Genomic DNA, 26,982 nt, shown 5'->3' with positions numbered 1-26,982 from the left:
GATAAAAAAAGAACGACTGGCAAAGAATATAACAGATAAAAGCGCATAGATCATGATTAGGGTCATGACTTTCTTGGATCCTCTTTTCTGTCTTGCCCATAGTGCGTTAAGCTGACGAGAGTGATATTAAGGGGAATCATTTTTGCTATCGTGGCAAATGAATCATCGAGAGTGATAGACAGGGAGTTTTCATGCCAAATTTAGTCTTAGAGTATTCAAATTCTGTTGAGGAACGAGTCAACATCCAAGGATTACTGGAAGATTTACATCAAGTAGCGATAGACAGTGGGTTATTTGAAACCGCCTCGATCAAATCTCGCACTTTGCGTTGTCATCATTGGTTGATTGGTGAACAGGGCGATAGTGTCGACTTTATCCATCTCAGCTTTGAATTACTCGATGGACGCAGTGGCCAACAAAAACGTGAGCTTTCTCGCCAGTTAATGGCCGTACTCGCTGAGCAAGCAAGTCAGGTTCATTCATTAACGATCAATGTGCGTGATATGGACAAAGATAGTTTTCAGAAAATTATTTATTGAGTGAGTAAGTAATGCCATTAACCCAATTGTTGTTTTCTTTCCATGGCCGGATTGGTCGCCAAACCTATTGGTTATGGAATCTCGGTTATTATTTGACCATTATTGTTTTCATGTTAACAGTGAGTCGCTGGTTGCCGAGCTTTGCGGCTTACCTTTGGCCTTTGCTACTGCTTGGACTTTTATTACCAGACTTAGCGGTAACGGCTAAGCGCTGGCATGATCGCGATAAGTCGAGTTGGTGGTTACTATTGAATTTACCATTGTTACTAGGGCGAATGGGTATGCCTGTTGGGGAGACGGCGATGGCGACCACTCCCAATTGGTGGGAAACCGCCCTTGCGTTACTTGCATTAGGCTGCGGAAGTTGGATTTTAGTCGAATGTGGCTTTCTTGCGGGTAAAGTGACCGATAATCGTTTTGGAAAATCCCCCCATACAACGAATTCCTAGCGCCAATCATCGTGGCGAGCTTGAAAAGGGATAATTTGTGCCGAGGTGGTTGGTTTGCTATCACCTTCTAAAGCACCTCGAAACTTTATCATTTGTACACTCAGTTCCTGCATCAGTTTTACATTTGCATGGTGAGGATTTTTACAACGGCTCAGTATGCGATCAATATGGTTTTGCTGAGCGCGTAATCGCTCCTGCATGATAACGGAAGCAGAATCAATCAATTCATCACAGAGCGATTGTTTCAATGAGCTAAACGCTTCAGGATTTTGCTCTGCTAGCAATACTAACTCATCAAAAGAGGGGAGAACTTGGATAGGACTGGGTGATCGAGACATTGAGTGCACCTTATCTTCTATGAGTACCATGCCATAAGGTAAATCATGGCGGATGAAGAGATGACCCGAAAGCAAATAGCGTTGCTGAACTTGTTGGTTGGTTGAAGCTCACCACGTGTTTACTTGTTACAGGCCATGCCTCCTAATGACTTAATGATCAGTATAGATAACAGATCAAAATAATGAGAAGAGAATCACGCTATTCTCATTATTGAAACAGAAAATAGGCTACGGCGCTCAAGGATGTGCTGAGAAAGGTTGGATACGGTAAGCGCAGCGGTGCTGGCCTTCAATAATGTGCTCGCTACGTTCGATATGGCACTCTGGGCCAAGTAGCTGCTTAAACACATTGAGTTCGGAGACGCAGAGTGCGGGGCAACGTTTGGCTGCTCGACAGATTGGGCAGTGATTTTCAATCAATAAATAGCCCCATTCTGTACGTTCTAGTTCAGCCATATAGCCTTCTTGCTCACGCAATTTGACTAAGGTATGTAATTTAGTTGCTAAATCATTGCAGGCGATTAATGCTTGTCGGTAATGTTGCAGTGTATGCGCTTCTCGTTCAGCAGTGACTTTGGCTAAGCCATCTTGACCAAATAGATGTTCAACCGCGTCGATCATTTGAATCGTTAGCTCACCATGTCGGTCCGCAAACTGATCATGTCCTTTTTTGGTTAGCGACCAATGACGAGTTGGGCGACCGACTTTGACTTTGACATCATAGAAAATCAGGATCCCCTCATCTTCTAAGCTTTGTAAATGCTGTCGAGCGCCCATGGTGGTAATGTGCAGATCATTTGCCACTTGTTTTGCTGTGACAGCACCTTCTCGTTTGATGGTGTGTAAAATCCGCTCGATGGTCTTCATGGTTTTCCTCTTTAATTACTCTGTCTATTATGGATAAGCCTCTTAATAAAGCAAAGGATTTACAATCACCTGAGAATAGAATCCTCACTGAACGTCGCGCTGGATGACCGTTGAGTCTGCAATTCTTGATCCTATGGATCGTTGTCGATCGATCGTTTCCTTGGGCGCTGAATCTTTTCTCGATAAATTTGTTAACTAAATCACGTTTTTTTTATTGTTCCCCCTTGGGATTGTTGGCTTTCTCCCCCACATAACAATCACAAGCTGAGTAATCAGCCTTTTCATTAACCTCATAGAAAATAAAATCAGGAGAGACGACCGATGAACATTCGTCCATTACACGACCGAGTTATCGTTGAACGCCAAGAAGTTGAATCTAAGTCTGCTGGTGGCATTGTTCTAACGGGCTCAGCGGCAGAAAAATCCACTCGTGGCAAAGTATTAGCTGTCGGTAAAGGCCGTATCCTTGAGAATGGTTCGGTTCAAGCGCTGGATGTAAAAGTGGGTGATACTGTTATCTTCTCTGAAGGTTACGGTACCAAAACAGAAAAGATCGATGGCAAAGAAGTGTTGATTCTATCTGAAAACGACATCATGGCGATTGTCGAGTAAGAGTAAGCATTGAGTAATTTTTGCTCTGATTCAAAAACGATTGATTAAAACAGAATTAAGAAAAGGAAATGAAACATGGCTGCTAAAGACGTTAAATTTGGTAACGATGCACGCATTAAAATGCTAGAAGGCGTTAATGTTCTCGCTGACGCGGTAAAAGTGACTCTTGGCCCTAAAGGTCGTAACGTAGTATTAGACAAATCGTTTGGTGCTCCAGTTATCACTAAAGATGGTGTGTCCGTTGCGCGTGAAATTGAACTGGAAGACAAATTCCAGAACATGGGCGCACAAATGCTAAAAGAAGTCGCTTCACAAGCCAATGATGCTTCTGGTGACGGTACGACAACCGCAACCGTATTAGCACAAGCGATCATTACTGAAGGCTTGAAAGCTGTCGCTGCGGGTATGAATCCAATGGATTTGAAACGCGGTATTGATAAAGCTGTTGTTGCTGCCGTTGAAGCGTTGAAAGACCTATCAGCACCATGTGCAGATACTAAAGCCATCGCTCAAGTGGGCACTATTTCTGCAAACTCTGATTCAAGCGTGGGTAATATCATTGCTGAAGCAATGGAAAAAGTTGGCCGTGATGGCGTTATTACGGTTGAAGAAGGTCAAGGTCTACAAGATGAGCTTGATGTTGTGGAAGGTATGCAATTTGATCGCGGTTACCTATCTCCTTACTTCATTAACAACCAAGAAGCGGGTAGCGTTGACTTAGACAACCCATTCATTCTGTTGGTTGATAAGAAAATTTCTAACATCCGTGAATTACTGCCTGCGCTTGAAGGCGTCGCCAAAGCGTCTCGTCCATTACTGATTGTTGCGGAAGATGTCGAAGGCGAAGCGTTAGCCACTCTCGTTGTTAACAATATGCGTGGTATCGTTAAAGTTGCTGCGGTTAAAGCACCTGGTTTTGGTGACCGTCGTAAATCAATGCTACAAGACATTGCTATTCTAACTGGCGGTACCGTTATCTCTGAAGAGATTGGTCTTGAACTTGAAAAAGTGACGCTGGAAGATCTTGGCCAAGCAAAACGTATTTCTATCACCAAAGAAAACACCACCATTATTGATGGTGCTGGTGAAGAAGGAGCTATCAAAGGCCGCGTAGTGCAAATTCGTCAACAAATTGAAGATGCAACATCAGATTACGACAAAGAGAAACTGCAAGAGCGCGTTGCTAAATTGGCTGGCGGTGTAGCAGTAATCAAAGTCGGCGCAACCACTGAAGTTGAAATGAAAGAGAAGAAAGACCGCGTAGAAGATGCGCTACACGCGACTCGCGCTGCGGTTGAAGAAGGTGTTGTTGCGGGTGGTGGTGTTGCACTAATTCGTGCTGCCGCTAAAGTAGCGGGCCTTGAAGGTGACAACGAAGATCAAACCGTGGGTATCCGCCTTGCGCTTCGTGCAATGGAAGCCCCTATTCGTCAAATCGTTAAAAATGCTGGCGAAGAAGATTCGGTGGTTGCTAATAATGTTCGTGCTGGTGAAGGTAACTACGGTTACAACGCTGCAACGGGTGAATATGGCGATATGATCGAGATGGGTATCTTGGATCCAACTAAAGTTACTCGTAGTGCACTACAGTTCGCTGCTTCAGTTGCAGGTCTGATGATCACTACGGAAGCAATGGTGACTGAGCTACCAAAGAAAGATGGCCCAGCAATGCCTGATATGGGCGGCATGGGTGGTATGGGCGGCATGATGTGATGCTAGCCTAATGCGCTAATTAGTAAAAAACCGGAGTGAAAACTCCGGTTTTTTTATATTTATCGAGAGTGAAATGATGCAATTAACGGCCACGAAATCGTTGATGAACACCACGGCGTAAACTTTGAAAAGTATTTTCCACTTTATCAACACCATAGAGCACTAACAAAACCAGCAGGGTAATCACCACCGATTGTACCCAATAGCCTAAGCCGATCATTAAACCGAGTGCTGCGAGCACCCAAATTACCGCGGCAGAGGTTACGCCATGAATTTTACCGTCTTGAGTCATCATTACGCCGGCGCCTAAAAAACCCACCCCAGTAATAATTTGTCCTAGTACGCGCGCTTGATCTAAGGTATTTGGCGACAAAGACACTGCCATCGCCATAAAAAAATAGGTTCCGGAGATAATCAAAATCGAGGTTCTAATCCCAACGGGTTTGCCACGAGTTTGTCGCTCAATACCGACCAACAACCCATTAACCGCACAACAAAACAGTGCGTACCAGCTGAACGGCCCTAGATCAAGTAGGGTGTCTAAAGTGAACATGTTGTCTCCAAATGTGAGCGCGCGACAAAGGCGTCAGTATGCGTGATCTTGTTTGATTAGTTAAATCATAGACTTTATTGGTTTTGATAAAAAATGTTTATACTCTTTTTATCATCATCGACCACAATCACCGCAGTGATGACTTTTGACGGTGGTATGATGACCGATAGAGTTAGCGAATCATTCGAGGTGGAGATCTAAGGGCGTTTTGCTCGGTCGTCCACCAATTTCTCTGGTTAGCTTGGGAACTAAGTAACCAGACACTTGCTCGATCAGCCCTGCGATAATCGCTCTAGCTTGCTCATCACTAACATAAAAATGCGCCGCGCCTTGCACTTTATCTAGTACATGCAAGTAATAGGGCAAAACTCCAGCATCAAATAATGCTTCACTTAATGCGACTTGTGCCGGTACTGAATCGTTGACGCCTTTTAAGAGCACGCTTTGATTGAGTAGCGTTACTTTTTCGGCCCTTAAGCGAGCCAGTTGTTGGCTCAGTTCAGCATTAATTTCATTAGCGTGATTAATATGGGTTACGAGGATCACCTGCAAACGAGTTTCGGCGCATAAGCTTACTAGTTCATCGGTAATGCGAGCGGGGATCACCACGGGTAAGCGAGAATGAATCCGTAATCGCTTAATGTGTGGGATAGCGGCAATCTGTTCGATGAGCCAGCCCAGCTCATGATCTTTTGCCATGAGTGGATCGCCACCGGAAAGGATTACTTCATTGAGCTGTCGATGTTGGGCGATGTAGTCGAGGCTTTGCTGCCACACCAATTTATTGCCTTTATTGTCTTGATAAGGGAAATGGCGTCGAAAACAGTAGCGACAATTGATCGCGCAGCCACCTTTGACGATCAGTAAGCAGCGATTACGGTATTTATGCAATAACCCCGGCGTCGAGTTATTTTGTTCTTCGAGTGGATCCGTCGAGTAGCCAGGGTGAATAATAAATTCGTCACTCAATGGTAGCACTTGGCGCAAAAGGGGATCGTGAGGATTACCTTTTTCCATCCGCTCAACAAAACTCTGGGGCACTCGCTGCGCAAAAAGCGCTCTGGCTTTAAAGCCAGATTGCCAAGGCGATGGATCGATGGCTAACTGTGTGAGTAACTGCTCGGGATCGGAGATCCCATTCGCTAGCTGTTGCAGCCAGTTTTGCTCAACAGATTGGTGTTTTCGGGTTATTATATTTGGCATTGAATTTAACTCGAAGAAGGTAAGAGGAAAAAATGGCTACTGTTAGCACGAACGAATTTAAAGGCGGTCTGAAAATTATGCTTGATAATGAGCCTTGTGTCATTCTCGAAAACGAGTATGTGAAGCCAGGTAAAGGTCAAGCATTTAACCGTGTACGTATCCGTAAATTGCTTTCTGGTAAAGTGTTAGAGAAAACCTTCAAGTCAGGTGATTCTGCCGAAGTGGCTGATGTGATCGACATCGATCTGGATTATTTGTACAGCGATGGTGAATTCTATCATTTTATGAACAACGAAACGTTTGAGCAAATTGCCGCGGATGTAAAATCAGTCGGTGATAGCGCGAAATGGTTGGTTGAAAACACCAGTTGCACTTTGACATTATGGAATGGTAACCCAATCTCGGTCACGCCACCAAACTTCGTTGAATTAGAAGTCACCGAAACCGATCCTGGCCTAAAAGGCGATACGCAAGGTACTGGTGGTAAACCTGCGACTTTAGCTACTGGCGCTGTAGTTCGCGTACCTTTATTTATCGCTATTGGTGAAGTGATTAAAGTCGATACCCGCAGTGGCGAGTATGTTGGACGCGTGAAATAAGCTTCTATCCCCTTCCTACTTGAAGCTGCTGCGGTATTGGCTACGTTTGTTCACCTCAATCACATAGTTTGCCTATGCTCATGGGGATTTACTCACTTGCCGCCTACCTGCATCTTCAACTCGTTTGGGCATATCTCATCAAATAGAGATAAAAGAGCCAGCGCAATGCGCTGGCTCTTACGTTTAGTGTCCTTCCATCAGGGGTGAGCATCGATGGAAGGTTGAATGGTTAAATCAGCTTGCGTAACTAGATCAGAAAAATAAACACAACGGCTAACACAGAAATCAGCGCCGCAAATGCGTAACAAGCAATTTTTCCCGCCAAGCCAGTGTGAAATTTCAGATCGTGCATACCATGATGTAGACGGTGCATGGCATGCCACATCGGCAAAGCAAGGGTACCTATAATAAATAAAGCACCAATAATGCTGGTCGCGAAAGCAGTGACTCGCTCATAACTCATGGCTTGCGCATCAATCATACCCAGTGGAACCATGATCCCAAGCACGAGTACCGTGACCGGAGTAATCATCGCAAACCAAGTACCACCAGCACCAAATAGGCTCCACCAGATGGGTTCGTCTGAACGTTTTGGATTGGTATTCACCACAATAAGCTCCTTACACCACAATGAGAACGATCAGTGAAATGACAGCCACTGCCGCCCACTGAGTTAAGACAATGATCTTTTTATCCAGCAACTTACCTTTAATGCGAATCGGCATGACTTGCGGCATCATGCCAAAAAAGGTGTGTGCATGAAATAAGCTCCCCGCTAGAGCAACGATGTTAATCGCTACAACCAGTGGATTCGCCATAAACGCTAACCAATTCTGCCAAGCCTCGGGACCTTTGACTAAAGATCCCAGCCCGATAGTCAAAAATAGCGTGAATAGAATGAGTGGCAGTACGGTTGCTTCGCGTACCATATAAAGACGATAGAAAGGATCATCCTTCCACCACGTACGGGTCATTTCACGAACGTAAGGTTTACGATTACTCATTCTATGCCTCCACTTTTTTAGGTGAACCGTCAGGTTTCAACATGGCAATCACGAAATCCATGGAGGACTCGATTTTGCCTTGGTTAACGGCTGCAGCCGGATCAACATGTTTTGGGCAGACTTCTGAGCAGTAGCCAACGAAAGTACAGCCCCAAGCGCCGTTATCACCGTTGATCAGTTTCATGCGCTCGGCTTTACCGTTATCTCGGCTATCCAAATTATAACGGTGCGCCAAGGTCAGTGCTGCCGGGCCGATAAACTCAGAGTTAAGTCCAAATTGAGGGCAAGCGGCATAACACAGACCACAGTTGATGCAGCCTGCAAACTGCTTATAGCGAGCCATCTGCTCTGGCGTTTGTAAGTTCGCACCATCTTCAGGGGTACGATCATTACCAATGATGTACGGTTTAATCGCTTCTAGTCGTTCGATAAACGGCGTCATATCGACGATTAAATCTTTCTCAATCGCGAAGTTAGCGAGCGGTTCAATCTTGACACCATTTGGATAGTCACGCAGGAAGCTTTTACAGGCTAACTTAGGCACACCATTGACCATGATGCCGCAAGAGCCACAAATCGCCATCCGACAAGACCAGCGATAGGCGAGATCTTTATCGACATTATCTTTGATGTAACCGAGGGCATCGAGGACCGACATCGTGTCATCAAACGGTATCTCAAACGCCTGTAAATGAGGCTTTGCATCTTGCTCTGGGTCGTAACGTAAAATATCGACTTTTTGAATACGGTCTGCGGCCATTATTTTTGCTCCTCTGCGCGTTGCTCGGCGGCTTTTTCTGCGGCTGCGGCTTGATCAGCGGCTTCACCGTAGAGGCGCGCTTTAGGTTGAGACTTAGTGATTTTTACATCGCTGTAATCAATCTTTGGTGCGCTATCCGGTTGATAAAAGGCCAATGAGTGTTTCAGGAAGTTGACATCATCACGTTCAGTGCAGCCTTCATCAAGACGCTGGTGAGCACCACGCGATTCTTTACGTAGCATCGCTGAGTGTGCCATGGCTTGCGCCACCTCTAAGCCATAACCGACTTCAATCGCATACAGCAGATCGGTATTAAAGACTTTACCTTTATCTTTGATGCTGATGCGCTTATAACGCTCTTTCAGTTCAGCTAACTTATCGATGGTGGTTTGCATTAGATCTTCTTGGCGATAGATTCCACAACCCGCTTCCATGCTATGACCCATTTCGGTACGGATCGTCGCCCAGTTTTCATCACCCTCTTGATTCATCAATGCTTGAATCCGTGCTTCAACGGCCTTGACTTGCTCGTTAATCGCCGAGTCGTTCCAGCCTTTAAAGCTTTCCGCCCGTTGCACGGCATGTTCACCAGCGACGCGGCCAAAGACAACAAATTCAGCTAATGAGTTAGAGCCTAAACGGTTGGCCCCGTGTAGACCAACGGAGGCACATTCACCCACCGCAAATAAGCCTTTAATGCGAGTTTCACACTGGCCATTGGTTTCGATACCACCCATGGTGTAATGGACCGTTGGACGAATAGGAATAGGCTCTTTCGCTGGGTCAACGTTAACGTAGGCTTTTGATAGTTCGCAAATAAACGGTAAACGTTCTTGCAGATATTCTTCACCAAGATGACGCAAATCAAGTAGGACAACATCACCTAATGGATGTTTAATGGTGTTGCCTTTTTGCTGTTCGTGCCAGAAAGCTTGTGACACTTTGTCACGTGGTCCAAGTTCCATGTATTTATTTTTCGGCTGACCAACTGGGGTTTCTGGGCCCATGCCGTAATCTTGTAAATAACGGTAACCATGTTTATTGACGATGATACCGCCTTCTCCTCGGCAGCCTTCGGTCATTAAAATACCGGTACCTGGTAGTCCGGTTGGGTGATACTGGACAAATTCCATATCACGCAGTGGCACACCATGACGATACGCCATCGCCATGCCATCACCCGTTACAATACCGCCGTTGGTATTGCAATGGTAGACACGTCCAGCACCGCCAGTAGCGAGCACTACCGATTTTGCTTTAATAATGACCAGTTCACCTTCTGCCATATGAATGGCAATCAGGCCTTGCACTTCACCATCAACGACTAATAAATCGACCACAAAGTATTCGTCAAAACGCTTGATTTGTGGGTATTTAATTGAAGTTTGGAAGAGAGTATGCAGCATATGAAAGCCGGTTTTGTCGGCGGCAAACCAAGTCCGTTCGACTTTCATGCCTCCAAAACGACGAACGTTGACTTCCCCATTGTCTTTACGACTCCAAGGACAACCCCATTGCTCCATTTGGATCATTTCACGGGTTGCATTAGCAACGAAATATTCGACGACATCCTGTTCACACAGCCAATCACCACCACCAACGGTATCGTTAAAATGATTGTCTAGGCTGTCTTCTTCCTTGATAACTGCTGCGGAGCCACCTTCAGCGGCAACGGTATGGGAACGCATAGGGTAAACTTTAGAAATTAGTGCAACTTCTAAATTTGGGTTAGCTTCAGCCGCTGCAATAGCAGTACGAAGACCAGCGCCACCAGCGCCGATGACTGCGATATCTGTGGTAATCGTTTGCACAGTTATCCTCCAGTGTAGTGTATTGTGAGGCTTGGTTATCGCCTCTGATTATTATGTGGCGCGTGATGCGGCTAGAAAGATTCTTGATCCGCTCTCGCTACTCAACACTTGAACTCAAGTGCTGGCTCTAGTGTAGAAGAGCAGAGCGAAGAAAAAATTGATTCTGTTGGGTTTTTGCTTCGGTAGTGCAAGTACAAGCATACTTAATGTGCTTTGTGTGATAACGATCACGTACAGAGTGTGTGCTGTGGTTTATTTGGTTTTTTGGTTTCTCAGAGTAAAATGATGCTCTTTGTTCAATAACAGATATTTTTTATGAGTCAGCCACAGTGGATGCCGAGTGCATCAATTGCCCAATTACAGCAGCGTGCCCGTTTATTACAGAATATCCGCCAATTTTTTGCTGAGCGTGAGGTACTAGAGGTAGATACTCCTGCCATGAGTCAGGCGACGGTAACTGACATCCATCTGCAAACCTTTCAAACTCAATTTGTTGGGCCGGATTATGCCGCAGGAAAAACCTTGTATCTGATGACCAGTCCTGAATTTCATATGAAACGCTTACTGGCGGCAGGTAGTGGCTCTATTTATCAAATCAACAAAGCATTTCGTAATGAAGAAAATGGTCGTTATCATAATCCCGAGTTCACCTTACTCGAATGGTATCGAGTCGGTTTTGATCATCATGATTTGATGGATGAGGTGGATGCTTTACTGCAGATGATACTTTCTACCGATACCGCGGAGAGAATCACTTATCAAGATGCTTTTTTGCAGGTATTAAACGTCTGTCCGCTTGAGGCTAACCTCGTCGAGCTTAAGCAGGTGGCTGCTCAATTAGGTCTCAGTGATATCGCTGAGCCTGAGCAAGATCGTGATACTTTGTTGCAATTGCTGTTCAGCATTGGGGTTGAAGCTCATATCGGGCAACATAAACCTGTGTTTGTGTACGATTTTCCGGCTTCTCAAGCCGCATTAGCCAAGGTAAACCGAAACGATCCACGAGTGGCGGATCGCTTTGAGGTGTACTTTAAAGGCATCGAATTGGCGAATGGTTTCCATGAATTAGACGATGCGGCTGAGCAGCGCAAACGCTTTGAACAAGATAACCAAAAAAGAGTGGCGATGGGGCTTGTTGCGCAGCCGATCGATGAGCATTTATTGGCGGCTTTGGCTGCGGGATTGCCTGCTTGCGCTGGTGTCGCGTTAGGGATTGATCGTTTGATCATGTTGGCACTGGATGAAGATCACATCGATAAGGTCACGGCTTTTCCTTTTCCTCGCGCTTAGCACTCGCGTCAAGCTGGCAAGCCCGTTATACTCCATCACTGTTTTGAATTTCCACTGTAAGAGCACAGGATATGCAAGAGTACATTGACTTTTTTCAACAGAACATGATCCTCTCCCTCGCATGGGTAGGGGTGTTTATCGCGTTGATCTTAAATATTTATAAATCTTCCACCGCCGTCTATAAAGAGATCGGTGCCGCTCAGGTGACCCATTTAATGAACCGTGAAAATGGGATTGTGGTTGATATTCGTACTAAAGATGAATATAAGCAGGGACATATTACTGACGCAGTTCACATTTTACCATCTGAGATCAAAGCGGGTAACTTCCCTGCTATTGAAAAACATAAAGCTGACCCCATCATAGTCGTATGTAAAACAGGCCATAACTCTCGTGAAGCCGCGACACATCTAGCCAAAGCAGGATTTGAAAATGTTAGTCTGCTTAAAAATGGTTTAGTAACGTGGAGTGAAGCGAAGTTACCTTTGGTTCGTGGCAAAAAGTAATCGTTGCTGTGTCGTTTTGAGTAATGTTGCTTGCCACAAGCTGCGCTGAATGATTCGAGTTGTGATCGTTGCCATTGATTGGCAACGCCCTCTGGATGATTTATCGGTACTCGTTTAGTCTCAAGACAGTTGACTGACCACTATTTTTGATATTAAGGATTTTAATCATGGCTGAAGCCGCACAACAAGAAGCACCACAACAAAATTTCGCAATTCAACGTATCTTCCTCAAAGACGTTTCATTTGAAGCACCAAACTCTCCGACGATGTTTCAAAAAGAGTGGAATCCAGATGTTAAATTGGATCTAGACACGCAAAGTCGTGAGTTGGGTGAGGGTGTCTATGAAGTCGTGCTTCGTTTGACAGTAACGGTAAAAAATGCTGAAGAAACGGCCTTCCTGTGTGAAGTTCAGCAAGCGGGTATTTTTACTGCAGAGCAAATGGAAGCGGGCCAACTGGCTCATTGTTTGGGTGCATTCTGCCCAAATATTCTTTTCCCTTATGCGCGTGAAACTATTTCGAGCTTAGTGGTTAAAGGTACTTTCCCGCAGTTAAACCTAGCGCCAGTCAACTTCGACGCTCTATTTATGAACTACCTACAACAGCAAGCTGCCGGTGAAACTGCGCAAGCTTAATTTGATTTAATGGCTGTCTATATTCCTTACTGCTTGACCTCGCTTAGGAATAGGTAGAAAAATGCACAGAGCCGCTCATTGAGCTAAGCGATGTGCATTTTTGTTTTTAGTCTCGATCTAATAAGCGGTTACGAGCCGTTCAGGTTATTCATTCATTCGCTATTCATTAGGTAAAAAAATGACCGATTCGAAAGCACAGCATGTCAGTAGCAAACCGATAACCATGACCGTGATTGGTGCCGGTTCTTACGGTACTTCTCTGGCTATTTCGCTAGCACGTAATGGAGCAAATATTGTGTTATGGGGGCATGATCCTCAGCATATGGCTCGTTTACAGTCTGATCGTGCCAACCAAGAGTTTCTTCCCGGGATTGCCTTTCCAGACAGTTTAATTATTGAATCTGATTTGTCGAAAGCGGTGCAGGCCAGCCAAGATTTACTGGTTGTCGTTCCGAGCCATGTCTTCGGGGTAGTATTACGCAGCTTACAACCTCATCTGCGTCAAGACAGTCGTCTTTGCTGGGCAACCAAAGGCCTTGAACCTGAAACGGGACGTTTATTGCAAGACGTCGCCCTCGACATTCTCGGCAGTCGTGTGCCATTAGCGGTACTGTCTGGCCCTACCTTTGCAAAAGAGCTTGCTATGGGCATGCCAACGGCAATAGCGGTGGCTTCGCCTGATGCTCAGTTTGTTGTCGACTTGCAGGAAAAAATCCATTGCAACAAAACCTTTCGAGTGTATGCCAACCATGATTTTATCGGCATGCAACTGGGCGGTGCAGTGAAAAACGTGATTGCGATTGGTGCAGGCATGTCCGATGGGATTGGTTTTGGTGCTAATGCACGTACGGCGTTAATTACTCGAGGTTTAGCAGAGATGTCTCGTCTTGGCGCTGCCTTAGGAGCACAGCCAGAAACCTTTATGGGCATGGCAGGATTAGGCGACTTAGTATTAACGTGCACCGATAACCAGTCTCGTAATCGTCGTTTTGGTTTAGCGTTGGGTCAAGGTAAAGCGGTGGATGCTGCTCAGCAAGAGATTGGACAAGTGGTTGAAGGTTATCGTAATACCAAGGAAGTGTCGTTATTAGCTGCGCGTATGGGGGTTGAAATGCCGATTGTTGAGCAAATTTATCAGGTCTTATATCAAGGTAAAGATGCCCGTTTGGCTGCGCAAGACTTGCTCGCACGAGATAAAAAAGCTGAGCAATGATCGAGACTGCTGATGTGATCAGTAATCGATAACGGTTGAATTTTCAATACCTGATAGATACTGTGGAAGGATAGTGCTATCGCGACCCGTCTGGAGGATGAGCGTGATGAGGCTAAGTCAGTGAAAGGCAAAATAAAATGAAGCAGTGCGCACAGAAAAAAGTTTGGCAAACCATCATCCAAGAAGCACGTGAACAATCGGAACAAGAGCCGATGTTGGCGAGTTTCTATCACGCGACGATCATTAAGCATGACAGTTTATCGGCAGCATTAAGCTATATTTTAGCCAATAAACTCAATACGGCTTCTATGCCGGCCATGGCGGTGCGTGAAGTGGTAGAGGAAGCTTTGGCCGCTGATCCGACGATCAGTGAGTTTGCTGCCTGCGATATTTGTGCGACCGTGAATCGTGATCCTGCCGTATCGATGTACTCGATGCCGCTATTGTATCTCAAAGGTTATCATGCGCTACAGGGGTATCGCGTCGCCAACTGGCTTTGGAAGCAAGGGCGCATTGCACTGGCGACTTATCTACAAAATCAAATTTCAGTGGCTTGTCAGGTGGATATTCATCCTGCTGCAACCATTGGCTGTGGCATCATGCTTGACCATGCAACTGGGATTGTGATTGGTGAAACCGCCGTGGTTGAAAATGACGTCTCCATTTTACAAGATGTGACGCTAGGTGGTACTGGTAAAGAGTGTGGTGATCGTCATCCAAAAATTCGCGAAGGAGTGATGATTGGTGCGGGGGCCAAGATCCTGGGCAATATTGAAGTCGGTGAAGGCGCGAAAATTGGCTCGTGTTCAGTGGTATTGCAGCCGGTACCTCCTCATACCACCGTTGCTGGAGTGCCAGCGCGTATTGTTGGTCGTCCGAAAACAGATAAGCCCTCATTAGATATGGACCAGCAATTTAATGGTCGCTCACAAACCTTTATTGGTGGTGATGGTATTTGATCGCCTATCTACCTTAGCTACCCTGACCACTTCGAGTGGCGGTTAGGAAGGGAAGTAAACCAACAAAAAAAGAGGATGCTCAGCATCCTCTTTTTCATGTTGGGTCAATCAAGCCATCGCATTGAGTTCAGCGAGCGTCTCTTCTGCCCATTCGATCCATGCTTGACGGGTAAGTAAATTACGGCGTAAGGTCAGGCGTTCTAAACGCTGCTGTTTATCCATCATCGCAGGATTGGCATAGTATGCAGACTCGATGTCTTGATAGTGGGTAACAAGCTTACGAGATTCCTCAATTAATCCAATTAACTGGAGACGATAAGGTTCAGCAGATTGTACTGAGCACGCCATGAGCTTCGCACTGAACTCGTCTCTAACGGTTGGATGTGCCGTTGGTTGGTCAAACCATTCGCCTAAAGCTCGGCGGCCGGCTTCTGTTATTGAGTAAACTTTACGATCAGGCTTGCCATCTTGAGGCTCTAGTACACAAGTCACTAACCCTTGCTGCCCCATTTTGTTCAGTTCACGGTAAACTTGTTGATGACTTGCCTTCCAAAAATAGCCAATACTGGCTGAAAATTCCTTAGTGATATCGTATCCAGTAGCGTCACGAGTACTAAGAACGGTGAGAATAACGTGTGGTAATGACATGTCTTTAATCCAAATGGTGAGTAACTTCGTAATCGACTGAACCATCTTATGTACTTCTATCGGTACATTGGGATATGAGGTATCAGTCATGCAGCATCGAGTGCTGTCTCTGTCACCTTAAAAAGCCTTGTATCACCTAGGATTATGATGTTGTATTGATTGGACTGTGATTTGAAATAGTTATTAGGGCATCACAGGGTTTAGCATTATATCTAAATAATAAGCATAAAGTAGAATAAAAACAGTTTTTCGAATAAAAAAGTTGATAATTTTCTCAATAATCGCGGAAAGGCATAGAAAAGGCCATCTTTAGATGGCCTTTTGGTCTCTGTCTAGAGTTTTATTCTGTTTTTACTAACCTGTATTGCGCATTCCGGCTGCAATGCCAGCAATAGTGACCATTAACGCTTCCTCTAACTCGGGATCCGCCTCGGTGGATTGACGAGTCCGATACAACAACTCAGCTTGCAGCATGTTCAATGGCTCAACATAGATATTACGCAGACGAATCGACTCATGACCCCACGGATCGCTTTGCATCAGGTTCTCATTATTTTCAACATTGAGTACCGCTTTGATGTCTTTTTGGAGCTGGTCTCGTAAGCGATCGCCTAATGGACGTAATGCTGGCTCGACCAAACGTTGGTCATAGTAACGAGAGACATCAAGGTTACATTTTGTGTATACCATCTCTAACATGCCTAAGCGAGTAGAGAAGAATGGCCATTCACGACACATCTCCTCAAGCAGAGCTTGATGGCCTTTATCAACCGAGTATTGAATCGCTTCCCCAGCACCGAGCCACGCTGGGAGTACCAAACGGTTTTGACTCCATGAGAAGATCCAAGGGATCGCTCGTAGGCTCTCCACACCACCTTGCGGATTACGTTTGGCTGGGCGTGAGCCAAGCGGCAGTTTACCTAACTCAAGTTCAGGGGTTGCTTGACGGAAGTAAGGGACAAAATCCGGTTCGCCACGAACAATCGCTCGATACGCTTCACAAGAGACTTGTGAGAGGACTTCCATTAAGTCGCGCCACTCTTGCTTTGGTTCTGGTGGTGGTAATAGATTCGCTTCTAAAATAGCGCTGGCGTAAAGATGCAAGCTGTTGATCGCAACTTCGGGTAAGCCAAGTTTAAAACGGATCATTTCCCCTTGTTCGGTGACGCGCAATCCGGCTTTTAAACTCTTCGGTGGTTGTGATAACAGCGCAGCATGAGCCGGCGCACCACCACGACCAATCGAGCCACCACGACCGTGGAATAACGTCAGATCAATGCTCTCTTCTTCACACACCTTGACCAAGTCTTCCATGGCCCGATATTGAGCCCATCCGGCGGCCATCACCCCTGCATCTTTTGCGGAATCAGAATAGCCAATCATCACCATTTGTTGGTTTTGAATGAAGCCACGATAGAGATCGATAGCGAGTAGCTGTTTAATCACGCTTTCGGCATTATTGAGATCGTCGAGCGTTTCAAACAACGGGCAGACACTCATGCGGTAAGGGCAGCCAGACTCTTTTAATAATAGATGGACAGCCAAGACATCAGAGGCGGTATGAGCCATAGAAATTACATAAGCACCAAAGGCATCTTGCGGTTGGGCGGCAATGATTTTGCACGTTTCTAAGACCTCTTTGACCGATTCAGACGGCTGCCAATCTAGCGGAAGTAGCGGACGTTTAGAGCTCAGCTCATTGGTTAAAAAAGCCAGTTTGTCTTGTTCGCTCCACTGATTGTAATCGCCAATCCCTAGATAGCGTGTCAGTTCGGATAATGCCTCAGCGTGGCGGCTACTTTCTTGACGAATATCGAGACGAACCAAATGGACGCCAAAGGCTTTGACTCGACGCAGAGCATCAAGCAGTGATCCATCGGCAATCACCCCCATGCCACATTCATGCAGTGATTGATAGCACGCGTATAATGGGTCCCATAACTGACTTTCGGTCCGTAAAGGCGCTTTAACCGCCAATTTTTGGCCATGTAATTTACTGTCGAGAATATCCAGTGTGTCTTGCAATAAGTGACGTACACCTTTGAGGACCGCGCGATAAGGTTCGTGCTCTTCTTCACCCGCTAAAGCGCGGAGTGCATCGGTACACTTGGTCATTGATAATTCGCTGATCAATTCATTAATGTCAGCTAAGTATAAATCGGCGGCTTTCCAGCGTGAGAGGAGTAAAACTTCACGTGTGACACTATGGGTCACAAAGGGGTTGCCGTCGCGATCTCCACCCATCCAAGACGAAAAATGCACGGGACGTGCGTCAATCGGTAACCCTTCACCAAGGTTAGCTTTAATATTGTCGTTTAGCTCACGTAAAAATTCTGGAACGGCTTGCCAGAGAGAGTTTTCGACCACCGCAAAGCCCCATTTCGCTTCATCGAGTGGTGTTGGACGTTGTTTACGAATGACGTCAGAGTGCCAGCCTTGAGCAATTAATTGCTCTAAACGACGTTCAGTTTTTTGACGTTCTTTAGAAGACAGATCGCTCAGCTCAAGATTCGATAAACATTGGTTAATTTTGACCAAATTATTGATCATGGTACGACGAGTAATCTCCGTCGGATGGGCGGTGAGAACTAATTCAATGTTTAAATCACGAACGGCTTGGATTGCATCGAATTGGCTGATTTTTTTATCGGCCAATTTTGCGAATAAGCTTTGCAGCTCGTTGGCTTCACCAAGATGGTCTTCGCTATGCCGAGAAATGGTATGATATTGGTCCGCGATATTGGTTAAGTTGAGAAATTGGTTAAAGGCGCGCGCGACCGGAGTCAGTTGATCATTATTGAGGTGTTTGATTTCTTCGATGAGTTTTTCTCGATCGGCTTGGTTGCCGGCTCGAGCTGATTTAGAAAGTTGTCGGATGGTTTCGACTTTTGCCAAAATAACGTCGCCGTCAGCAGCTTGGATGGTTTGCCCTAATAATCGACCCAGCATGCTCACGTTACTTTTTAGAGCGGCGTATTTTTCATTCATTATCATCCTGCCTTGTAAAAAAATTACATCCAATGTCATCTATTTAATTACACAATCTAGCGAAGTTTGTCTAGTAGAGTCAAACAAAGCATACAAAGATTTCATTTATGTCAGGCTGCATTTTGTTAGAAAAATGGTGGCAAAATAACTTATTTTGTTGAAATTTTCTTACAATTGATTGAAACCATTAGCATGCTTATGCTGGCATCATCGATATAAAACCTTGATGAGATGTTGCGCCGCTCTCGCTATCAACACCATCCAACGAGCGGCGCGGGGGAAATGGGATTACTCAGTAAAGCAGTATTTATTGATGGCTTGAGAAAGAATATTCACGGTCGGTTCGATAAAATCGAAGGATAAATATTCATCGGGTTGATGCGCTTGATCGATAGAGCCGGGACCGAGAACTAAGGTTGGACACAACTGCTGTAGAAACGGAGCTTCAGTGCAATAGTTGACCGTTTGCGAGGGTTGTCCACACAGTTCACTCACGCCAAGGATAAACGGGTGATCGTGCTGACACTCGTAACCAGGGATAGGTTCATGCAATGCTTCAATCGCAATTCGACCTGGCCATTTGTCTTGAACGTCTTTGAGTGCGCCGCGCAGTAGGTTATCGAGTCCATCTAAGCTAATTCCCGGTAAAGGCCGGACATCATAATGCAGCTCACAACAGCCACAGATACGGTTCGGACTATCGCCGCCATGAATATGGCCGAGATTGAGGGTCGGACTCGGGATCTCGAAGCCTGGGTGATGATACTCTTTAATCAGTCGGTCACGCAGTTGCATCAGGGCAAACATGACTTCGTACATAATCTCAATCGCATTAACACCCAGCGCAGGATTGGATGAATGACCAGACTGCCCTGTTACGCGAATCGCATTGGCGACGTGGCCTTTATGCCCACGAACAGGCACTAAGCTGGTCGGTTCACCAATAATGCAGTAATCGGGTTGAAAAGGTGCGTTAGCCGTAAAATGTCTGGCACCCAGCATGGTCGTCTCTTCATCACAGGTCGCTAAGACATACAGGGGTTTATTTTGCTTACTCCAATCGATATTTTTTACTGCTTGATAAATGAAAGCAAAAAATCCCTTCATATCGGCGGTGCCTAAGCCGTAGAAACGATCGTTCGCTTGAGTTAAAGCATGAGGTTCAAAATTCCAGCGACCTTGATCAAAAGGCACCGTATCACTATGCCCAGCCAAGAGTAGTCCGCCTTCTCCCGCGCCTTTTTTGGCGATTAAATTATGTTTTCCTGGCGCAACCACTTCGACTTGAGTGGTAAAGCCGAGTGCTTCAAACCATTCGGCTAATTTAGCAATCACCTCACTGTTGCCGTGATCCCATGTCGGGTCAGTGGAGCTGATGGAAGGCGTGGAAATCAGGCCCGAATAGACCTCCAAGAAACTAGGTAATTGCATATTATCTTTGCTCCTACTATTGACAGAGTATCGCTGAAAATGTAAAACACATATTAAATCACTTTTTATGAATAAAAAACCAATTAAGACTCGTTTTTATAAATTAAAAATCAGTTTTAACTTGGCTTTCACTCCGCTTTGGGATGGGTATTAATGTTAAAAACCGCAATTATTGGTGCAAGTGGCTATACCGGTGCTGAATTAGCGCTGATGGTGGAAAAACACCCTCAACTCAAACTAGCAGGTTTATATGTTTCCGCCAACAGTCTCGATGCAGGAAAATCAATGGCTGAGCTGCATGGTAAATTAGCTGGGCTGATTGACATGGAGATTGAGCCTTTAGTTGACCCATTTGTTGTTGCGAGTCAGTGCGATGTGGTGTTTTTAGCGACGGCTCATGAAGTGAGTCACGACCTGGCACCGATTTTTCTCGCCCAAGATTGTCAGGTTTTTGATTTATCTGGTGCCTTTCGTGTGAAAAGTGAGGATTTTTATCCTAATTATTATGGTTTTGAGCACCAGCACCGTGAGTGGTTAGATAAGGCGGTGTATGGCTTAGCAGAATGGAACCGTGAAGCCATTCAGCATAGTTCACTGATTGCCGTTGCAGGGTGCTATCCGACGGCGGCGCAACTGGCTATTAAACCGTTGATTAACGCAAATTTGTTGGATACTGAGCAATGGCCAGTGATTAATGCGACCAGCGGCGTGACGGGGGCAGGTCGAAAAGCGACCTTAACCAACAGTTTTTGTGAAGTTAGCCTGCAGCCTTATGGCGTATTTACTCACCGTCATCAACCAGAAATTGCTACCCATTTAGGCTGTGAGGTGATTTTTACCCCGCATCTGGGCAATTTTAAACGGGGTATTTTAGCCACAATAACCATGAAGTTGGCAGCCGGTGTTACGGCGCAGCAGGTCGATGAGGCATTTACTCAAGCTTATGCTGATCAGCCTGCGGTGAGGCTAAAATCCAGTTTGCCATCGATTAAAGATGTGGAATTTACGCCGTTTTGTGATTTGGGATGGCGAGTGCAAGGTGAGCATATCATCGTCGTTTCAGCGATCGATAACTTACTAAAAGGGGCATCGAGTCAAGCGATGCAATGTTTAAATATTCATTACGGTTTTTCTGAGCTAACGGCTTTGGTGTAAAGCACCAAGCGTAAGGGTGAAATATGACAGATACACAGCATAATCCATTGGTGATTAAATTAGGCGGCGCAGCGCTGTCTTGTTCTGACACGCTAAGCAAATTGTTTGGCGCTATCGCACTGTATCAAGCTCAAGCTCAGCGACGAATTGTCATTGTTCATGGTGGCGGCTATTTGGTCGATGAGTTGATGGCAAAATTACACCTGCCGACGGTAAAGAAAGAAGGGCTACGCGTTACCCCTTATGAACAAATTCCTTTTATTGCCGGAGCGTTAGCGGGAACGGCCAATAAAATGCTCCAAGGACAAGCCATAAAAGACGGTTTGAATGCCATCGGTTTATGTTTAGCGGATGGCAGCTTATGTCAAGTCGAGGAACTCGATCCTGAACTGGGAGCGGTGGGTAAAGCTCTGCCGGGCGATTCACAACTGTTACAAGCCATTCTTAATGCTGGCGGGCTACCGATCATCAGTTCGATTGGGCTTACTGCAAACGGACAAATGATGAATGTCAATGCCGATCAGGCGGCGGTGGCGGTGGCCGGTGCACTGGATGCCGAGTTAGTTCTGCTCTCTGATGTGAGTGGAGTATTGGATGGCAAAGGGCACTTATTGCCGAGCTTGAACGCTCAGCAAGCCACCAGTTTGATTGCTGGTAAAGTGATCACCGATGGGATGATCGTCAAAGTCAAAGCCGCACTAGAGGCCGCCAATGATTTGGGGCGTCCGATTCAAGTCGCCACATGGCGCTATCCGGAAAAGCTGCACAAACTATTTGCTGGTGAAAGTATTGGAACCCAATTTTTACCGCAATAAATCACAATAGGCAATGAGTGGCGCATGGCCACTAAACACAATCAATAGACCTTAGTGCAGACCGCTAAGCGGGTACTGGGTAATGGAGAAAGCATCAATGAGTAAAGTTCAAGTTAATAAAGTAGTAGTTGCCTATTCTGGTGGTCTAGATACTTCAGTGATTATTCCGTGGCTAAAAGAAAACTATGCCTGTGAAGTGGTTGCCTTTGTTGCAGATGTCGGCCAAGGAGAAGAAGAGTTACAAGGCATTGAAGCAAAAGCGAAAGCCTCAGGCGCTTCAGAGTGTTATGTGGTCGATTTAAAAGAACAAATGGTTGCTGAATACATCTATCCAACCTTAAAAACAGGCGCGTATTACGAAGGGAAATATCTGCTGGGTACCTCAATGGCTCGCCCAATCATCGCTAAAGCACAAGTAGAGATCGCTCGTAAAGTCGGCGCTGATGCGCTGTGTCATGGTTGTACTGGTAAAGGCAACGATCAAGTACGTTTTGAAGGTGCGTTTGCTGCCCTTGCACCAGATTTGCATGTTATTGCCCCATGGCGAGAGTGGGATATTGTCAGCCGTGAAGAGTGTCTCGACTATCTGGCTGAGCGTAATATCCCTTGCGCAGCATCGTTAACTAAAATTTACTCACGTGATGCTAATGCGTGGCACATTTCCACTGAAGGTGGTGTACTGGAGAGCACTTGGAATGCACCCAATGAGGACTGCTGGGTATGGACCGTTGATCCTGAACAAGCACCGAATGACGCTGAGTATGTCACTTTACAAGTGGAAAAGGGGCAGGTAGTTGGTGTCGACGGTGAGCTGATGACACCTTATAACGCCTTAGTTTATTTGAACGAAAAAGGGGCTAAACATGGTGTTGGTCGGATCGACATTGTTGAAAACCGTTTGGTGGGGATGAAATCTCGCGGCTGTTATGAAACTCCGGGAGGCACGATCATGATGGAAGCACTACGTGCAGTAGAGCAACTGGTGTTAGACAAGGCATCGTTTGAGTTTCGTGAAGAGCTCGGCATTAAAGCCTCACATCTGGTGTATGATGGCCGTTGGTTCACCCCACTACGTGAAGCGGTGTTTGCCGCTGCTGATCAGCTCGCTCAGCAAGTCAACGGTGAAGTGGTGATCAAGCTTTACAAAGGGCAAGCGATCGCCACTCAGAAACGTTCTGCGAACAGTTTGTATTCAGAAGCGTTTGCTACCTTTGGGGCTGATGAAGTATATGACCAAAGTCATGCTGGTGGATTCATTCGTTTGTATTCTTTGGCGAGTCGGATTCGTGCCTTGAACGAAAATAAATAAGCCTCACTGGATTGAATGAGGCCATCGTTAGAGATTAGCTCATAAGGATCGCTCGGCGATCCTTGTTTTTAACCCGAGTACAAGATGTTTTCCTATGGCGTATGCGCCTTAGGTCAAAGGTAGGAGAAACGCAATGGCATTATGGGGCGGAAGATTTACCCAAGCAGCAGACACCCGGTTTAAACAATTTAACGACTCCCTGCGTTTTGACTACCGATTGGCTGAGCAAGATATTGTCGGCTCGATTGCTTGGTCGAAAGCATTACGGTCAGTCAACGTACTAACAGAACAAGAGCAACAAGCATTAGAATTGGCATTAAATGAGTTGAAGCTCGCGGTAATGGAAGATCCTGAGCAGATCTTGTCATCGGATGCGGAAGATATTCACTCGTGGGTTGAACAGCAGTTAATCAGTAAAGTGGGCGATTTAGGTAAGAAACTGCACACCGGACGTTCACGTAATGATCAAGTCGCCACCGATTTAAAATTATGGTGTCGTCAGCAAGGCCAGCAATTACTGCTCGGCTTGGATAGATTGCAGAGTCAGTTGGTTTCGGTCGCTGAACAACATCAAGCGACAGTACTGCCTGGTTATACGCACTTGCAACGTGCTCAACCCGTCACGTTTGCTCATTGGTGTTTGGCATATGTTGAGATGTTTGAGCGTGACTACTCACGTTTACAAGATGCGCTACAACGGCTGGATACTTGTCCCCTCGGCTCTGGCGCTTTGGCTGGAACCGCTTATCCTATTGATCGTCAGCAGTTGGCCTATGATCTTGGGTTTCGCCGGGCTACGCGTAATTCACTCGATTCGGTGTCGGATCGCGATCATGTGATGGAACTGATGTCGGTGGCATCGATTTCGATGCTTCACTTATCGCGTTTAGCCGAAGATATGATCTTCTATAACTCCGGTGAGTCTGGATTTATTGAATTAGCAGATACCGTAACCTCTGGCTCTTCATTAATGCCGCAGAAGAAAAATCCTGATGCTCTGGAACTGATCCGCGGTAAAACTGGTCGGGTTTATGGGTCATTAGCGGCGATGATGATGACCGTAAAAGCTTTGCCTTTGGCTTACAACAAAGACATGCAAGAAGATAAAGAAGGGCTGTTTGACGCGCTTGATACTTGGCATGATTGTATGGAAATGGCAGCCTTGTGTTTTGACGGGATCAAAGTGAAAACTGAGCGGACTTTAGAAGCGGCCAAACAAGGGTATGCTAATGCTACTGAGCTGGCCGACTATTTAGTGGCTAAAGGTATCCCGTTTCGTGAAGCGCACCATATTGTCGGCGTCGCGGTAGTTGGCGCTATCGAAAAAGGCTGCGCATTGGAAGAGTTATCCTTGGCTGAGTTAAAAGCCTTTTCTCCCGTGATTGAAGATGATGTTTACGCCATTTTAACCATCGAATCATGCTTAGAAAAACGCAGTGCACTCGGTGGTGTCGCTCCGTCACAAGTGGCTTATGCCGTTGAAGAGGCCGAAAAACGTTTGGCGAAGCGGGATACAAGTGCGGTCAAAGTACGTCCGGCACGCTTAACCGATATTGAACGTTTAGAAGGCATGGTTGCTTATTGGGCAAACATGGGCGAGAACTTACCGCGTTCACGAAGCGACATTGTACGCGATATCGGTTCGTTCGCTGTGGCTGAACATCATGGTGAGATCACGGGATGCGCCTCGCTCTACGTTTACGATTCAGGATTAGCAGAAATTCGTTCTCTTGGGGTTGAAGCGGGCTGGCAGCGTCAAGGTCAAGGGCGTGCGATTGTCCATTACTTAGTGAAAAAAGCCCAGCAAATGGCGATTAATAAAGTGTTCGTACTGACTCGTTCTCCGGAGTTCTTTATGAAACTGAACTTTATTCCAACCTCGAAAACGTTATTGCCGGAAAAGGTATTAAAAGATTGTGAGCAGTGCCCGCGGCAACATGCTTGTGATGAAGTAGCCTTAGAAGTGGATTTTGCCCAGCGGATTGTTATCCATCAACGATAAGTGTTGAGATCTTTTATGGTGAAACCAAGCAAAAGAAAAGATCAAAAAAGATCGTGTAAAGTGGAACCAACCAGAAAAAGCACAGTCTATATCTGTACCACTGCTTTTTCTTAGATCGCTCTAAGAGAGCCCTAAAACTCCTTTTCGTTTTAGGGCTTTTTTGTGGGCGAGTGATCAGTCGAGTTTTTTTGACGCTCTCGCCAAGGCAGTACGACAAACTTCATCCATAAATGTAAAAATAACAAACCATTAAAAGCGAAACCTGCGAAGAGAAGGGCGATGGATGCGATGGCGGTTGGCTCATTTCTAAATAACCAAAACCAGACTCCCCAGCAAGCGACAGATAGTACGGTTAACCAATCAATACAGCGTTGGCAACGACCAATTTTTTTCCAGAACCATGCTTGATCACAGTAGTGACAACTGGTGAGTTTCATGGTGACTCCTTAATGGATGAGGTGCAGCGCTTAAGTATGTTATCGCGTTAAGCGAAACACGAGAAGTATTAACCCATCAGTGTGAGATTAGTGGCAAAACATAAAAGCTTTGATAGTCATCAGCATTCAATGTTATGGTTTTTGATAGGTATATTCTTACTGCAGCAGTGACGCTATAACGAGACGCCTTTTCTGTTGCTTTCGATATGATTGATGGTTTTTATCTAGGAATAAGATGAACATTCGAGATTTTGAATACTTAGTTGCTCTTGCTGAGCACAAGCATTTTCGTAAAGCCGCTGAATCCTGCTTTGTCAGTCAGCCGACTCTTAGTGGACAAATTCGCAAGCTAGAAGATGAACTTGGTACGGTATTGTTAGAGCGTAGTAGTCGGCGGGTATTATTTACCGATTCTGGGCTACAGCTTGTTGACCAAGCCAAACGTATTCTCAGTGAAATTAAAGTTTTCAAAGATATGGCCAGTCAACAGGGAGGGGCCATGAGTGGCCCGATGCACATTGGGTTTATTCCGACGCTAGGCCCTTATTTATTGCCGAAGATTATCCCTGAGCTCAAAGCTCGATTTCCTGATTTGGAACTCTATTTACATGAAGCGCAAACGCATCAATTAGTGCGTCAGTTAGAAGAGGGCAAGCTCGATTGCTTGGTATTAGCCTCGGTTGAGGAGAGTGCCCCTTTTAAAGAGATCGATATCTACAACGAGCCGATGAGTATTGCTGTGCCTTGTTCACACGAATGGGCCAATCGTGATGAGGTGGATATGTTGGAACTGAACGGTAAAACCGTATTGGCATTAGGCGATGGTCACTGCTTACGTGACCAAGCGTTAGGTTTTTGTTTTGCTGCGGGGGCGAAAGACGATGAGCGTTTTAAAGCCACCAGTTTAGAAACCTTACGTAATATGGTCGCCGCTGGGGCTGGGATTACTTTATTACCTCAGCTCTCGCTACCGGATGAAAAAACCAAAGATGGTGTCTGTTATATCAAAGCGGTCAATCCACAGCCATCACGACAAATTGTTTTGGCTTATCGCCCCGGTTCACCGCTGCGCCAGCGCTATGAACAGCTAGCTCAGGTGATGAAAGAGCGCCTACAAGCGTTAGCCACTCAATAGCCTGCCTGTTC

General features: G+C 45.8%; 27 protein-coding genes. 15 read left to right on the top strand and 12 right to left on the bottom strand.

Annotated features, from left to right (window positions below):
• Positions 1-191: 191 nt before the first annotated feature.
• Together CAG60_RS11300 and CAG60_RS11295 are read left to right on the top strand one after the other, a co-directional pair.
• A complete protein-coding gene (locus tag CAG60_RS11300) occupies positions 192-539 on the top strand; it encodes a 5-carboxymethyl-2-hydroxymuconate Delta-isomerase (protein WP_154169969.1) in 348 nt (115 codons plus the stop codon).
• An 11-nt stretch (positions 540-550) separates the two neighbouring features.
• The gene (locus CAG60_RS11295; RefSeq protein WP_161438958.1) at positions 551-988 is read left to right on the top strand and encodes a DUF805 domain-containing protein; all 438 of its coding nucleotides are present in this window, start codon (positions 551-553) and stop codon (positions 986-988) included.
• Here CAG60_RS11295 and CAG60_RS11290 read toward each other — a convergent pair.
• Entirely contained in the window at positions 985-1,326 is a 342-nt protein-coding gene (locus tag CAG60_RS11290; protein ID WP_161438957.1) for a DUF3135 domain-containing protein, read from the bottom strand. The genes CAG60_RS11295 and CAG60_RS11290 overlap by 4 nt on opposite strands.
• 237 nt (positions 1,327-1,563) lie before the next feature.
• Complete coding sequence (locus CAG60_RS11285; RefSeq protein WP_004394453.1) at positions 1,564-2,193, bottom strand: helix-turn-helix transcriptional regulator; 630 nt, start codon at positions 2,191-2,193, stop codon at positions 1,564-1,566.
• A 321-nt stretch (positions 2,194-2,514) separates the two neighbouring features.
• On the opposite strand from CAG60_RS11285, the gene CAG60_RS11280 reads away from it, so the two are divergent.
• Together CAG60_RS11280 and groL are read left to right on the top strand one after the other, a co-directional pair.
• Positions 2,515-2,805, top strand: coding sequence for a co-chaperone GroES (locus tag CAG60_RS11280; protein WP_004394454.1), 291 nt, complete (start codon positions 2,515-2,517; stop codon positions 2,803-2,805).
• Positions 2,806-2,880: 75 nt separating this feature from the next.
• A complete protein-coding gene (gene groL, locus CAG60_RS11275; RefSeq protein ID WP_158138974.1) occupies positions 2,881-4,518 on the top strand; it encodes a chaperonin GroEL in 1,638 nt (545 codons plus the stop codon).
• An 82-nt stretch (positions 4,519-4,600) separates the two neighbouring features.
• Here groL and CAG60_RS11270 read toward each other — a convergent pair whose 3' ends face one another.
• Together CAG60_RS11270 and epmB are read right to left on the bottom strand one after the other, a co-directional pair.
• Positions 4,601-5,071: an MgtC/SapB family protein gene (locus tag CAG60_RS11270; RefSeq protein ID WP_158138973.1), complete on the bottom strand. Its 471-nt coding sequence runs from the start codon at positions 5,069-5,071 to the stop codon at positions 4,601-4,603.
• 180 nt (positions 5,072-5,251) lie between these two features.
• Positions 5,252-6,274, bottom strand: a complete 1,023-nt coding sequence (gene epmB / locus CAG60_RS11265) for an EF-P beta-lysylation protein EpmB (protein ID WP_161438956.1) — start codon at positions 6,272-6,274, stop codon at positions 5,252-5,254.
• A 32-nt stretch (positions 6,275-6,306) separates the two neighbouring features.
• On the opposite strand from epmB, the gene efp reads away from it, so the two are divergent.
• On the top strand, positions 6,307-6,873 hold the full coding sequence (gene efp / locus CAG60_RS11260; protein WP_004394459.1) for an elongation factor P: 567 nt from the start codon (positions 6,307-6,309) through the stop codon (positions 6,871-6,873).
• Positions 6,874-7,120: 247 nt separating this feature from the next.
• On the opposite strand, the gene frdD is transcribed toward efp, so the two are convergent.
• From frdD to frdA, 4 genes are read right to left on the bottom strand one after another with little or no spacing between them, the layout of a single operon-like run.
• Positions 7,121-7,483 carry a fumarate reductase subunit FrdD gene (gene frdD / locus CAG60_RS11255; protein ID WP_158144625.1) on the bottom strand — a complete coding sequence of 121 codons (363 nt, stop codon included), beginning with the start codon at positions 7,481-7,483 and terminating at the stop codon, positions 7,121-7,123.
• Between the two features lie 10 nt (positions 7,484-7,493).
• Entirely contained in the window at positions 7,494-7,877 is a 384-nt protein-coding gene (gene frdC, locus CAG60_RS11250) for a fumarate reductase subunit FrdC (protein ID WP_161438955.1), read from the bottom strand.
• Between the two features lies 1 nt (position 7,878).
• Positions 7,879-8,637 (bottom strand): succinate dehydrogenase/fumarate reductase iron-sulfur subunit, encoded by a 759-nt coding sequence (locus CAG60_RS11245; RefSeq protein WP_004394462.1) that lies wholly within the window; start codon positions 8,635-8,637, stop codon positions 7,879-7,881.
• Positions 8,637-10,448 (bottom strand): fumarate reductase (quinol) flavoprotein subunit, encoded by a 1,812-nt coding sequence (gene frdA, locus CAG60_RS11240; protein WP_158138971.1) that lies wholly within the window; start codon positions 10,446-10,448, stop codon positions 8,637-8,639. Before frdA ends, CAG60_RS11245 begins: the two co-directional genes overlap by 1 nt.
• A 315-nt stretch (positions 10,449-10,763) precedes the next feature.
• On the opposite strand from frdA, the gene epmA reads away from it, so the two are divergent.
• The 5 genes from epmA (at position 10,764) to cysE (ending at position 15,051) form a co-directional block, all read left to right on the top strand.
• Positions 10,764-11,738: an elongation factor P--(R)-beta-lysine ligase gene (epmA, locus tag CAG60_RS11235; RefSeq protein ID WP_161438954.1), complete on the top strand. Its 975-nt coding sequence runs from the start codon at positions 10,764-10,766 to the stop codon at positions 11,736-11,738.
• A 71-nt stretch (positions 11,739-11,809) separates the two neighbouring features.
• Positions 11,810-12,244, top strand: coding sequence for a rhodanese-like domain-containing protein (locus tag CAG60_RS11230; protein ID WP_158138969.1), 435 nt, complete (start codon positions 11,810-11,812; stop codon positions 12,242-12,244).
• A 167-nt stretch (positions 12,245-12,411) separates the two neighbouring features.
• Entirely contained in the window at positions 12,412-12,879 is a 468-nt protein-coding gene (gene secB / locus CAG60_RS11225; RefSeq protein WP_004394468.1) for a protein-export chaperone SecB, read from the top strand.
• A gap of 178 nt (positions 12,880-13,057) precedes the next feature.
• The gene (gpsA, locus tag CAG60_RS11220; protein ID WP_040903938.1) at positions 13,058-14,092 is read left to right on the top strand and encodes an NAD(P)H-dependent glycerol-3-phosphate dehydrogenase; all 1,035 of its coding nucleotides are present in this window, start codon (positions 13,058-13,060) and stop codon (positions 14,090-14,092) included.
• 137 nt (positions 14,093-14,229) lie between these two features.
• Positions 14,230-15,051 carry a serine O-acetyltransferase gene (cysE, locus tag CAG60_RS11215; protein WP_004394470.1) on the top strand — a complete coding sequence of 274 codons (822 nt, stop codon included), beginning with the start codon at positions 14,230-14,232 and terminating at the stop codon, positions 15,049-15,051.
• Positions 15,052-15,159: 108 nt separating this feature from the next.
• Here cysE and CAG60_RS11210 read toward each other — a convergent pair whose 3' ends face one another.
• From CAG60_RS11210 to argE, 3 genes are all read right to left on the bottom strand, one after another.
• On the bottom strand, positions 15,160-15,699 hold the full coding sequence (locus tag CAG60_RS11210; RefSeq protein ID WP_158139081.1) for a PadR family transcriptional regulator: 540 nt from the start codon (positions 15,697-15,699) through the stop codon (positions 15,160-15,162).
• 354 nt (positions 15,700-16,053) lie between these two features.
• Entirely contained in the window at positions 16,054-18,687 is a 2,634-nt protein-coding gene (ppc, locus tag CAG60_RS11205; RefSeq protein ID WP_161426185.1) for a phosphoenolpyruvate carboxylase, read from the bottom strand.
• Positions 18,688-18,975: 288 nt separating this feature from the next.
• The gene (gene argE, locus CAG60_RS11200; protein ID WP_004394473.1) at positions 18,976-20,118 is read right to left on the bottom strand and encodes an acetylornithine deacetylase; all 1,143 of its coding nucleotides are present in this window, start codon (positions 20,116-20,118) and stop codon (positions 18,976-18,978) included.
• Positions 20,119-20,271: 153 nt separating this feature from the next.
• Here argE and argC point away from each other — a divergent pair, with 153 nt between their 5' ends.
• From argC to argH, 4 genes are all read left to right on the top strand, one after another.
• On the top strand, positions 20,272-21,273 hold the full coding sequence (gene argC / locus CAG60_RS11195) for an N-acetyl-gamma-glutamyl-phosphate reductase (protein ID WP_161426725.1): 1,002 nt from the start codon (positions 20,272-20,274) through the stop codon (positions 21,271-21,273).
• 23 nt (positions 21,274-21,296) lie between these two features.
• Entirely contained in the window at positions 21,297-22,088 is a 792-nt protein-coding gene (gene argB, locus CAG60_RS11190) for an acetylglutamate kinase (RefSeq protein WP_161426724.1), read from the top strand.
• Between the two features lie 97 nt (positions 22,089-22,185).
• A complete protein-coding gene (locus tag CAG60_RS11185) occupies positions 22,186-23,397 on the top strand; it encodes an argininosuccinate synthase (RefSeq protein WP_158138964.1) in 1,212 nt (403 codons plus the stop codon).
• Positions 23,398-23,530: 133 nt separating this feature from the next.
• Positions 23,531-25,399 (top strand): argininosuccinate lyase, encoded by a 1,869-nt coding sequence (gene argH, locus CAG60_RS11180; protein WP_161426722.1) that lies wholly within the window; start codon positions 23,531-23,533, stop codon positions 25,397-25,399.
• Positions 25,400-25,548: 149 nt separating this feature from the next.
• On the opposite strand, the gene CAG60_RS11175 is transcribed toward argH, so the two are convergent.
• Positions 25,549-25,836, bottom strand: coding sequence for a DUF3624 domain-containing protein (locus tag CAG60_RS11175; protein WP_040903944.1), 288 nt, complete (start codon positions 25,834-25,836; stop codon positions 25,549-25,551).
• Between the two features lie 235 nt (positions 25,837-26,071).
• Between CAG60_RS11175 and oxyR the strand changes: the two genes are divergently transcribed.
• Positions 26,072-26,971, top strand: coding sequence for a DNA-binding transcriptional regulator OxyR (gene oxyR, locus CAG60_RS11170; protein ID WP_004394478.1), 900 nt, complete (start codon positions 26,072-26,074; stop codon positions 26,969-26,971).
• The last annotated feature ends 11 nt before the right edge of the window (positions 26,972-26,982 follow it).

The sequence above is a fragment of the Vibrio sp. V33_P6A3T137 genome, from assembly GCF_009904835.1.
GTDB lineage: Bacteria > Pseudomonadota > Gammaproteobacteria > Enterobacterales > Vibrionaceae > Vibrio > Vibrio metschnikovii.
The sequence above is the reverse complement of the archived record's forward strand: the minus strand, read 5'-3'. Positions and strand labels throughout refer to the sequence as shown.

What these genes read in the sequence shown, in the direction of transcription:
- CAG60_RS11300 (WP_154169969.1), top strand. Translation starts at nt 192, where the DNA reads ATGCCAAATTTAGTCTTAGAGTATTCAAATTCTGTTGAGGAACGAGTC.
- CAG60_RS11295 (WP_161438958.1), top strand. Translation starts at nt 551, where the DNA reads ATGCCATTAACCCAATTGTTGTTTTCTTTCCATGGCCGGATTGGTCGC.
- CAG60_RS11290 (WP_161438957.1), bottom strand. Translation starts at nt 1,326, where the DNA reads ATGTCTCGATCACCCAGTCCTATCCAAGTTCTCCCCTCTTTTGATGAG.
- CAG60_RS11285 (WP_004394453.1), bottom strand. Translation starts at nt 2,193, where the DNA reads ATGAAGACCATCGAGCGGATTTTACACACCATCAAACGAGAAGGTGCT.
- CAG60_RS11280 (WP_004394454.1), top strand. Translation starts at nt 2,515, where the DNA reads ATGAACATTCGTCCATTACACGACCGAGTTATCGTTGAACGCCAAGAA.
- groL (WP_158138974.1), top strand. Translation starts at nt 2,881, where the DNA reads ATGGCTGCTAAAGACGTTAAATTTGGTAACGATGCACGCATTAAAATG.
- CAG60_RS11270 (WP_158138973.1), bottom strand. Translation starts at nt 5,071, where the DNA reads ATGTTCACTTTAGACACCCTACTTGATCTAGGGCCGTTCAGCTGGTAC.
- epmB (WP_161438956.1), bottom strand. Translation starts at nt 6,274, where the DNA reads ATGCCAAATATAATAACCCGAAAACACCAATCTGTTGAGCAAAACTGG.
- efp (WP_004394459.1), top strand. Translation starts at nt 6,307, where the DNA reads ATGGCTACTGTTAGCACGAACGAATTTAAAGGCGGTCTGAAAATTATG.
- frdC (WP_161438955.1), bottom strand. Translation starts at nt 7,877, where the DNA reads ATGAGTAATCGTAAACCTTACGTTCGTGAAATGACCCGTACGTGGTGG.
- CAG60_RS11245 (WP_004394462.1), bottom strand. Translation starts at nt 8,637, where the DNA reads ATGGCCGCAGACCGTATTCAAAAAGTCGATATTTTACGTTACGACCCA.
- epmA (WP_161438954.1), top strand. Translation starts at nt 10,764, where the DNA reads ATGAGTCAGCCACAGTGGATGCCGAGTGCATCAATTGCCCAATTACAG.
- CAG60_RS11230 (WP_158138969.1), top strand. Translation starts at nt 11,810, where the DNA reads ATGCAAGAGTACATTGACTTTTTTCAACAGAACATGATCCTCTCCCTC.
- secB (WP_004394468.1), top strand. Translation starts at nt 12,412, where the DNA reads ATGGCTGAAGCCGCACAACAAGAAGCACCACAACAAAATTTCGCAATT.
- gpsA (WP_040903938.1), top strand. Translation starts at nt 13,058, where the DNA reads ATGACCGATTCGAAAGCACAGCATGTCAGTAGCAAACCGATAACCATG.
- cysE (WP_004394470.1), top strand. Translation starts at nt 14,230, where the DNA reads ATGAAGCAGTGCGCACAGAAAAAAGTTTGGCAAACCATCATCCAAGAA.
- CAG60_RS11210 (WP_158139081.1), bottom strand. Translation starts at nt 15,699, where the DNA reads ATGTCATTACCACACGTTATTCTCACCGTTCTTAGTACTCGTGACGCT.
- ppc (WP_161426185.1), bottom strand. Translation starts at nt 18,687, where the DNA reads ATGAATGAAAAATACGCCGCTCTAAAAAGTAACGTGAGCATGCTGGGT.
- argE (WP_004394473.1), bottom strand. Translation starts at nt 20,118, where the DNA reads ATGCAATTACCTAGTTTCTTGGAGGTCTATTCGGGCCTGATTTCCACG.
- argC (WP_161426725.1), top strand. Translation starts at nt 20,272, where the DNA reads ATGTTAAAAACCGCAATTATTGGTGCAAGTGGCTATACCGGTGCTGAA.
- argB (WP_161426724.1), top strand. Translation starts at nt 21,297, where the DNA reads ATGACAGATACACAGCATAATCCATTGGTGATTAAATTAGGCGGCGCA.
- CAG60_RS11185 (WP_158138964.1), top strand. Translation starts at nt 22,186, where the DNA reads ATGAGTAAAGTTCAAGTTAATAAAGTAGTAGTTGCCTATTCTGGTGGT.
- argH (WP_161426722.1), top strand. Translation starts at nt 23,531, where the DNA reads ATGGCATTATGGGGCGGAAGATTTACCCAAGCAGCAGACACCCGGTTT.
- CAG60_RS11175 (WP_040903944.1), bottom strand. Translation starts at nt 25,836, where the DNA reads ATGAAACTCACCAGTTGTCACTACTGTGATCAAGCATGGTTCTGGAAA.
- oxyR (WP_004394478.1), top strand. Translation starts at nt 26,072, where the DNA reads ATGAACATTCGAGATTTTGAATACTTAGTTGCTCTTGCTGAGCACAAG.